Genomic DNA, 8,787 nt, shown 5'->3' with positions numbered 1-8,787 from the left:
ATGTATGAGTGACAACTATCTTGACAAATACCGAGGCTAAGAGAGACTGCTTTACTGTTTAACAAGTGATAGGGGCGTGAGACTAATCCGCCCCTTTTTGATTGTCTTGTGAGCACCGATGGACCAGTGCAGAACTAGCACTTCCTAAAATCACTACGGAGTGTTCTTCACTAGGACAAAAATGTCCTAAGACTACGCAGCGCTTTCATCTTCATGCAAACTGATACTAACTGCTTTAGAAGGAGATGATGTGGCGCTTGCTGTTTTGAATAGTTGCGCACCCATTGGGATGACTTCCACCTTGGTGCGTACAGAGGTTCATATAGGTCCCGGCCTACCTAGTTTTTTAGTCGTCGGTCAGGTGAGCACTGGGGTTAAAGAAAGTCGAGATCGTGTGCGTACCGCCATTCTTAGCTCTGGCTATGAGTTTCCGCTTGGCCGTATCACGGTTAATCTATCACCCGCTGATTTGCCTAAAGACTCTGGACGCTTTGATTTAGCGATTGCGTTGGGGGTTTTAATGGCTACTGGGCAATTACACCTTTCGCGTGAGCTTCAACGGCGTCTACCACACTTATACTTTGTTGGTGAACTGTCATTGACGGGCGCCTTGACTGCTATCCAATCACCATTAATTTTGGCTTTATCCATCTATAAAAGTGATCCTGCAGCGGTCTTGATTATGCCTAAAAGCGATGCGGCGATGGCTTCCTTGGTTGAGGGCTTAAGCGTGATAGGTGCAGATAGTCTGAGCGAGGTGGTGGCGTACTTGGCAGGGAAGCGAGAGCTGACACCATACACTGCCGATAGACTTGATGCGGTGGCGGGCGTTGCGAGTGATGCTGCTATGATGCTAGAACCAGGGCTATGTTTATCTGATGTGCGCGGTCAAGCGCAGGCGTGTTATTTATTGGAGCTTGCAGCAAGTGGTGGTCATAGTCTTTTATTTAGTGGACCTTCTGGTGTGGGTAAGACGATGTTGGCACAGCGCTTACCAACGATTTTGCCAGATTTAACTAATCTACAGCGGCTAGAGCGTATCGCCATTCAAAGTGGGTCAGCGAATGGCATTGTGGATAGGGGCTATAGACCATCATTTAGGGCACCGCATCACTCCATTTCCGATCCAGCCCTGTTAGGGGGTGGTGTGCATGCCTATCCAGGCGAGTTGAGTTTAGCGCATCACGGAGTGTTATTTTTAGATGAGTTGGCCGAGTTTAAGCGTAGTACTTTAGAGGCCTTGCGAGTGCCGTTGGAATCGGGTGAGATCAGTGTTGCACGAGCACATTATCAGCAGCGTTATCCGGCGAAGTTTCAATTCGTTGCCGCGACTAATCCTTGTGCTTGCGGTTATTTAGACCACCCGGAGATTGATTGTACTTGTACGCATCGGGCGATTAATCAGTATCAAGCGCGTGTTTCTGGCCCTTTATTGGAGCGCATTGATATTCACTATAAATTACCGCTGCTCAGTGGCAGTTACTTAGAAGCTGAGGCGGCCGAGACTTCAGTGCTGGTGCGGGAACGAGTCAGTTTGTGTAGAGCCCATCAATTACAACGTCAAGGCGTACTTAATGTGGATTTAAAAACACTGCAGCTGACTGAGTTTTGTCGCTTACGGCCTAAGGATCAGAGCTATTTAGAAATTACAGCGCAGCAAAAGGCGTGGTCGGCCCGTATTGTGCAGTCGGTACTTAAGCTTGCACGTAGCGCCGCTGATATGCGAGGCGCAGAGCTGATTGAAAGGGAGGATGTAGCGCTAGCGATTGCTTGCAGACAGCCTTTTTCAAAAAAGGAAGAGGCAAGGCTCTATTGGTATGAGGCGAGAAAAGGCACGGCTATCCATCATTGATTTAGGTGCTAGAATAGCATTTTAAATGTTAATTTATACTGTGTAGGACTCCATCATGCGCCCATTAGACGGTATTAAAGTGTTAGAGTTGGGGCAGTTAATTGCCGGACCTTTTACCACCAAAATTCTTGCCGAATTTGGTGCTGAAGTGATCAAAATCGAGCCGCCACTGAGCGGTGATCCGCTGAGAAAGTGGCGTTTGTTACATGAGGGCACCTCTGTTTGGTGGGCCTCTCAATCGCGTAATAAGAAATCCGTCACGGTGAATTTACGCTCCCCAGAGGGGCAGGGAATTATTCGACGACTAGTTAAAGAGGTTGATATTCTCGTGGAGAACTTCCGTCCCGGTGCCTTAGAAAGTTGGGGCTTGGATGAAGACACGCTAAAAAGTATTAATCCAGCCCTAATTATGGTTCGGATTTCCGGTTATGGACAGACGGGGCCTTATCGGGATAGACCCGGCTTCGGTGTGGTAGGCGAAGCGATGGCGGGGTTTAGGCATCTAAGTGGGGAGCCGGGTAGACCGCCGGTACGTGTGGGTATTTCGATTGGCGATTCTTTAGCTGCTTTGCATGCGGTGATTGGTTCCTTGATGGCCTTACGTCATCGTGAGGTACAGCAGGGCGGTGGTCAGGTGGTTGATGTGGCCTTATATGAATCTGTGTTCAATATGATGGAGAGTCTGGTTGCCGAATACGCACATTTTGGTGAGGTACGACAGCCTGCTGGTAGTAGTTTGCCAGGGATTACACCAAGCAATGCCTATTTATGTGCCGATGGCAAATACGCCTTAATCGCCGGCAATGGTGATAGTATTTTTAAGCGTTTGATGTTGTTGATAGGACGACCGGACATGGCAGAGGATCCGGCTTTTGCGCATAATGACGGTCGTGTTGCTGAAGCGGAATACATTGATGGCGTTATCGCTCAATGGGCGGCTCAGCATAGTTTGGATGAGGTCTTGCAGGCATTGCATGAGCACAGAGTACCGGCGGGTCGAGTGTATGATGTGGCAGATATTTTTAAGGATCCGCATTATCAAGCGCGTGAGATGCTCATTCAAGGAGAGTTAGAGGATGGTACAGCGGTGACCTTACCGGGTATCCTACCCAAACTGAGTAAAACTCCCGGCGGCGTCGAGCGTAAGGCGCCCACCTTAGGGCAGGATACGGATGAGGTTTTGCTTAGCTTAGGTTTTGATGAAGCAACACTTCATCAGCTTCGAGCGCAGGGTGTGATCTAGCTAGGGTGTTGTGCATCAATACGATGGTTGCCTAATACAGCTTGCTAGGCACAGTGTCTGGCGTTACAGCTAGACCCTAAGCTACTCCAATTGGATCTGGTTTTTATCAATAATTTGTTTATAGCGTTGACTATCCTTTGCGATCAGCTGAGCCATTGCCGTAGCGCTACTGGCTTTGGGGATAAAGCCGGCTTGCGTGAATTTTTGCTGCACTTGATCGTCTTTTAGAATAGCAGCAATTTCCTCCGTCATTCTTTCGATAATGGCATCAGGGGTGTGCTTAGGACTGATCAGAGCGACCCATGAGGAAAGATCAAAGTGTTGATAACCAAGCTCTGTCATCAAGGGAATGCTAGGCTCATCAGGCCATTTGCTCTTAGCCGACAGCGCTAGCACCTTTAGCCGACCCTCTTTTACATAAGGCATTGGCACTAAAATCGGGTCAAATACCATATCGACTCTACCGGCTAATAAATCGCTAATAATCGGTGCGCTGCCACGATAGGGAATATGTGTCATCTCGAGTTGATTAATATTGGCAAAATGCAAGGCAATCATATGGGCACTGGAGCCGGTGCCACTTGAGGCAAAGTTTAAATGATGCTTTTTGCCATAATCAACAAGCTCAGCCACATTATCGACTGGCAGCGCTTTAGAAACAAATAAAAACATAGGCAGCTCGGCCAGTTGCGTTACTGGCGCAAAGGACTCCTCATTGTAGGGGAGTTGATACAAATGAGGGTTGACCGCATGCGCAGCAATCACCGTGGCAAAATGATAGCCATCTGCCGGCGAGCGAGCTAATTGCGCTGTACCGATGGTGGCGTTGGCGCCAGGACGATTATCAATGATAATGCGTTGACCAAGTCGTTTGGAGAGCTCATTCATCACTATACGAGTGACCGTATCGGTTGCACCGCCAGGTGTATAGGGTACAATCACGGTAATTGGTTTTTGATGAGGCCAGTTAGTATCGGTTGCAATGCTTTGCTTGATGCTTGCACTATGCTCACTCGCATAGGCGCCACCTAGCATCAGGCTTAAGAGGCAAACACAAGATGTGCGTAAAAGCTGTTTGAACATGCATTATCACCGGACAGTCAAAAACATCATGATAAATTTCAATTGCTAAGGTCTCAAGGCATAAAAACCACAATATCTATGCAAATTAAACGAAGATAGGCGAAATTAAGCCATTGTCTGACTAATGCTTATAAGATATGGCAAGTTTGCTAGACAGCTCAGTTGCTTGATGATATCATATAAGGCTTGTTGAATTATCTATTTATCGCAATTTCTTTGCGGATTTTTGGTATTCACAACACGCTTCATCGAGTTTGGGCTCGTTTGCGCCAGTCCTAACTGCATAGTCTTAAGAGATTTCAGTTATTCCTAGCCTAGTCATAAGGTAGTGATGCTTTATGTGAGCCCTTATTTTATGGAGCTTATAACTCGTTATTATTAGGTCAAAAAAGTGCTGCACCTCATTGTAGCCACCTAGTTTTAGCAATCAATTTAGAGTGTTATTATGCCTAAAATTAAAACCAAAAAAAGTGCTTCTAAGCGCTTTCGCGTACGTCCGGGTGGTACCGTTAAGCGTGGTTTTGCCTTTAAAAGCCATATCTTAACTAAGAAAACCACAAAAAATAAACGTCAATTACGTGGCACTACTGAGGTTCATCAGTCTGATGTACCTTCAATCAAAGCCATGATGCCTTACGCATAATTAGGAGAAGAAGATGCCTCGTGTAAAAGGTGGTGTGACTGCCCGTGCTCGTCATAAAAAAGTATTAGCTGAAGCTAAAGGTTTCCGCGGTCGTCGCGGTAATGTTTTCCGTGTTGCTAAGCAAGCGGTAATGAAAGCGGGTCAATACGCTTATCGTGACCGTCGCAACAAAAAACGCACTTTCCGTTCACTTTGGATTGCTCGTATTAACGCAGCGGTTCGTGAGCACGGTGTGACCTATAGCGCCTTTATCGCTGGTTTACGTAAAGCCTCCATCGACTTAGACCGTAAGGTATTAGCCGATATGGCGGTAAATGACAAAGCTGGCTTTAAAGTAGTGGTTGAACAGGCTAAAGCAGCCCTTGCCGCTTAAGTTAGACTGTTAAGCACGTAGAACAGTGTAGCAATTCTGTATTCATATCAAGGCGGGGTTCTATTTTAGGATCCCGCCTATTTTTTTATCAATGGTTTGGACAATGACTGAATCCTTAGACGACTTAATTAAACAAGCAGAAGAAAAATTTGCAGCAGCGCCTGATGTGGCCAGTCTGGAAAATGAAAAAGCTAAATTTTTAGGTAAAAACGGTGCCGTTACCAGCTTACTTAAGGGACTCGCCAGCTTGCCTGTTGAGGAGAAAAAAGCAGTCGGCCAGCGCATTAACCAAATCAAACGAGAGATTGAGGCTTTGCTGACTGCGCGTCGCGAACGTTTTGCCGAGGAGCAATTGGCGCAGCGTCTGGCAGCTGAAAAAATTGATGTGACCTTACCCGGCCGTGGTTTAAATCGCGGTGGATTGCATCCAGTAATACAGTCGACTTTAAGGATTGAGGGTATTTTCCGTTCCATTGGTTTTGATGTGGCTGATGGTCCTGAGATTGAGACAGACTGGTATAACTTTACCTCCTTAAATAATCCGCTAAATCACCCCGCACGCTCCATGCAGGATACCTTTTATATCGACCATCAAGATGAAGCGGGTTTGCCCTTGATGTTACGTACCCATACCAGTCCGATGCAGGTGCGCTATGCGCGTCAGCATAAACCACCGATTAAGGTGATTGCGCCTGGCCGTACTTATCGTGTGGATAGTGATGCGACCCATAGCCCGATGTTCCACCAGGTGGAGGGCTTGTGGATCGATGAAAATACTTCTTTTGCCGAACTCAAAGGCGTTTATACCAAGTTTTTACAAGCATTTTTTGAGACGGACGATATTCAGTTGCGTTTCCGTTCATCTTTCTTTCCCTTTACCGAACCTTCCGCCGAGATCGATATGATGTTTAATAGCGGACCGATGAAAGGGCAGTGGTTGGAAATTTCCGGGGCGGGTCAGGTGCACCCGAACGTAGTACGCAATTTTGGCTTAGATCCAGAAAAATACATGGGTTTTGCCTTTGGTTCCGGTATTGAACGTCTCACCATGTTGCGTTATGGCGTTAATGATTTACGTTTATTCTACGAAGGTGATTTGCGTTTCTTAGAGCAATTTAATCGCTAGTTGATTTAGGTTTAAACGAAGTATTCATTTCCTATCCCATTCGTTTTTTGTAAAGAATTTACTATGTTTATTTCAGAATCTTGGTTAAGAAGTTTAATCAATCCGGACTTATCTACGGAGGACATTTGTCATCGCTTGACAATGTCAGGTCTTGAGGTTGAAGGCGTTGAAACCCTAGCGCCGGCCTTTGAAGGGGTGGTGGTGGCTGAGGTTAAAGCGATCGCAGCGCACCCAAATGCCGATAAATTGCGTATTTGTCAGGTCGATGATGGTTCCGGTGAGTTGATACAGGTCGTTTGTGGTGCGCCCAATGCCGCAGCGGGTATTAAGGTACCCATGGCGCGTGTTGGTGCAGTCTTGCCTGGTGATTTTAAGATTAAAAAGGGCAAGTTACGCGGTGAGTTATCACTCGGTATGCTGTGTTCAGCACGTGAATTAGGTATTAGTGACGAGCATGCCGGTTTGATGATTCTGGACGATAGCATGGAGGTCGGTACCGATATTCGACAAGCGCTAAATTTAGACGATAAAGTGATTGAGTTTAAATTAACTCCAAACCGCGCTGATTGTTTATCCGTATATGGTGTGGCGCGTGAGGTGCAAGCCTTAACCGGCGCTAAGTTGCAAAAGCTGGATTTCACACCAGTGGAGGTGAGCTTAGACGAGTCCATGCCAGTGCGCGTGGAGGCACCGGATTTATGCGGTCGCTTTGCTGGTCGTATTATTCGTGGTGTGAATGCCAAGGCTGAGACCCCAGATTATATTAAACAACGCATTATCGCAGCGGGTATGCGTCCAGTATCAGCTTTGGTGGATATTTCCAACTATGTGATGTTGCAACTGGGTCGACCAACGCACGTGTTTGATATTAAAAACATCGATACCGCTAAGGGCTTAAGTGTACGTTGGGCTCGTGCTGGTGAAAAGTTAAAGCTACTCGTGGGTGAAGAGGTTGAGCTAAGCGAGGATACTGGTGTTATTTGTTATGAGGATAGGCCAGAGAGCATAGCTGGTGTGATGGGTGGTGATGCGACTGCGGTGGATTTGGAGACGCAGGATATTTATCTAGAAGCTGCGTTCTGGTTTCCGGATGCCATTGCAGGTCTAACCCGTAAGTATAAAATTTCATCCGAAGCGGCTTATCGCTATGAGCGTGGTGTCGACTTTTTAAATATTGTTGAGCATATTGAGTATATTAGCCGTTTAATTCTTGAGATTTGTGGCGGTCGTGCCGGCCCGGTGCAGGACCAGATCATCAATTTACCTGAACGTAAGGCAGTCTCAATGCGCTTAGACCGATGTAATAAGGTTTTGGGCGTTGAGGTTTCGCTAGAAGAAGTCAAGCAAATCTTCACTAATCTGGAGTTTGATTTTGAAGTTGATGCGGAGCAGGTCTTTACGGTCAAGGCACCTTCTTATCGTTTTGATATCGCCATTGAAGAGGATTTAATTGAAGAGGTGGCGCGGGTGTATGGCTTTGAACGTATCCCAGCCCGTGAACCAATTGCACAAGCCAGTATTTTCCCATTCCCTGAGGTACGTCGTTCAGAGCATGTTTTCCGTCATTTGATGGCGGCTATGGACTATCAGGAAGTAGTGAATTATAGCTTTGTGGATGAAAGTTGGGAGCGTAATTATCAAAATAACGATAAGCCCATCCGTCTTTTAAATCCGATTTTTGCGCAGTATGCGGTGATGCGTTCAAGCTTAATTGGCGGCTTATTAAAAACCATCTCACACAATGCAAAATACCGTCAGAATCGTGTGCGTATTTTTGAGTTAGGTCGAGTGTTTTTTGATGCACCTCAGGTTGAGGCCAGTGAAACGACGGTCAAAGGCATTCATCAACCGTTGTACTTTGCGGCAGCCAGTTGGGGCTTAGCATTGCCCGAGCAGTGGGGTGAGAAATCACGGCAAGTGGATTTTTTCGATTTGAAAAATGATCTAGTAAACTTGTTGGGTTCACAGGCCAAGGACTTGCGCTTTGTGGCCGAAGCACATCCGGCCTTACACCCGGGTCGTAGTGCGACGATTTTTTATCGTGATCAAAAAATTGGTATCATCGGCGAACTTCATCCACAATGGTTAGCTGAGTTGGATCTGCCGACGGCACCTGTGGTGTTTGAAATTGACATTGCACCACTGATGGAACATGACTTAGCAGCGTATAAGGAAATTTCCAAGCAACCGGTGGTGATCCGTGACTTAGCAGTTTGGGCTCCTGCTGATATTGCTTACCAACAAGTAATGGATGCCTTAGCACCCATACAGGCTGAGGGTATTCTTCGGGATGTTACATTATTTGATGTTTGGAAGGATCCTAAATCTGAACAGAACGAACGCAGTTTAGCCATGCGCTTTATGCTGCAAGATGCCAAAGCCACGCTGGAAGATGCTCAGGTGGAGCAGTTAATGAGCAAAATTCTTAATACCCTCGTTGAAAAACTGGGTCTTAGATTACGATAGT

At 46.5% G+C, this 8,787-nt stretch carries 7 protein-coding genes; 6 read left to right on the top strand and 1 reads right to left on the bottom strand.

The annotated features are described in order from the left end of the window. Positions 1–250: 250 nt before the first annotated feature. Together HMPREF3179_RS00630 and HMPREF3179_RS00625 are read left to right on the top strand one after the other, a co-directional pair. Complete coding sequence (locus HMPREF3179_RS00630; protein WP_070469261.1) at positions 251–1,852, top strand: YifB family Mg chelatase-like AAA ATPase; 1,602 nt, start codon at positions 251–253, stop codon at positions 1,850–1,852. A gap of 52 nt (positions 1,853–1,904) precedes the next feature. Next, positions 1,905–3,095, top strand: coding sequence for a CaiB/BaiF CoA transferase family protein (locus tag HMPREF3179_RS00625; protein WP_070469260.1), 1,191 nt, complete (start codon positions 1,905–1,907; stop codon positions 3,093–3,095). Between the two features lie 81 nt (positions 3,096–3,176). Here HMPREF3179_RS00625 and HMPREF3179_RS00620 read toward each other — a convergent pair whose 3' ends face one another. Further along, a complete protein-coding gene (locus HMPREF3179_RS00620; protein ID WP_246824314.1) occupies positions 3,177–4,178 on the bottom strand; it encodes a Bug family tripartite tricarboxylate transporter substrate binding protein in 1,002 nt (333 codons plus the stop codon). 445 nt (positions 4,179–4,623) lie between these two features. Here HMPREF3179_RS00620 and rpmI point away from each other — a divergent pair, with 445 nt between their 5' ends. From rpmI to pheT, 4 genes are all read left to right on the top strand, one after another. Then, entirely contained in the window at positions 4,624–4,821 is a 198-nt protein-coding gene (rpmI, locus tag HMPREF3179_RS00615) for a 50S ribosomal protein L35 (protein WP_018026005.1), read from the top strand. A 13-nt stretch (positions 4,822–4,834) separates the two neighbouring features. Continuing rightward, positions 4,835–5,194: a 50S ribosomal protein L20 gene (rplT, locus tag HMPREF3179_RS00610; protein WP_018026006.1), complete on the top strand. Its 360-nt coding sequence runs from the start codon at positions 4,835–4,837 to the stop codon at positions 5,192–5,194. 103 nt (positions 5,195–5,297) lie between these two features. Next, positions 5,298–6,320 carry a phenylalanine--tRNA ligase subunit alpha gene (gene pheS, locus HMPREF3179_RS00605; RefSeq protein ID WP_070469259.1) on the top strand — a complete coding sequence of 341 codons (1,023 nt, stop codon included), beginning with the start codon at positions 5,298–5,300 and terminating at the stop codon, positions 6,318–6,320. A 63-nt stretch (positions 6,321–6,383) separates the two neighbouring features. Next, entirely contained in the window at positions 6,384–8,786 is a 2,403-nt protein-coding gene (gene pheT / locus HMPREF3179_RS00600) for a phenylalanine--tRNA ligase subunit beta (RefSeq protein WP_070469258.1), read from the top strand. Position 8,787: the final 1 nt, after the last annotated feature.

The organism is Oligella sp. HMSC09E12 (assembly GCF_001808505.1).
Classification (GTDB): Bacteria; Pseudomonadota; Gammaproteobacteria; order Burkholderiales; family Burkholderiaceae_B; genus Oligella; species Oligella urethralis.
The sequence above is the reverse complement of the archived record's forward strand: the minus strand, read 5'-3'. Positions and strand labels throughout refer to the sequence as shown.

Bases quoted from the DNA above. Each gene is read 5' to 3' on its own strand.
- rpmI (WP_018026005.1), top strand. From the start codon at position 4,624: ATGCCTAAAATTAAAACCAAAAAAAGTGCTTCTAAGCGCTTTCGCGTA.
- pheT (WP_070469258.1), top strand. From the start codon at position 6,384: ATGTTTATTTCAGAATCTTGGTTAAGAAGTTTAATCAATCCGGACTTA.
- pheS (WP_070469259.1), top strand. From the start codon at position 5,298: ATGACTGAATCCTTAGACGACTTAATTAAACAAGCAGAAGAAAAATTT.
- rplT (WP_018026006.1), top strand. From the start codon at position 4,835: ATGCCTCGTGTAAAAGGTGGTGTGACTGCCCGTGCTCGTCATAAAAAA.
- HMPREF3179_RS00620 (WP_246824314.1), bottom strand. From the start codon at position 4,178: ATGTTCAAACAGCTTTTACGCACATCTTGTGTTTGCCTCTTAAGCCTG.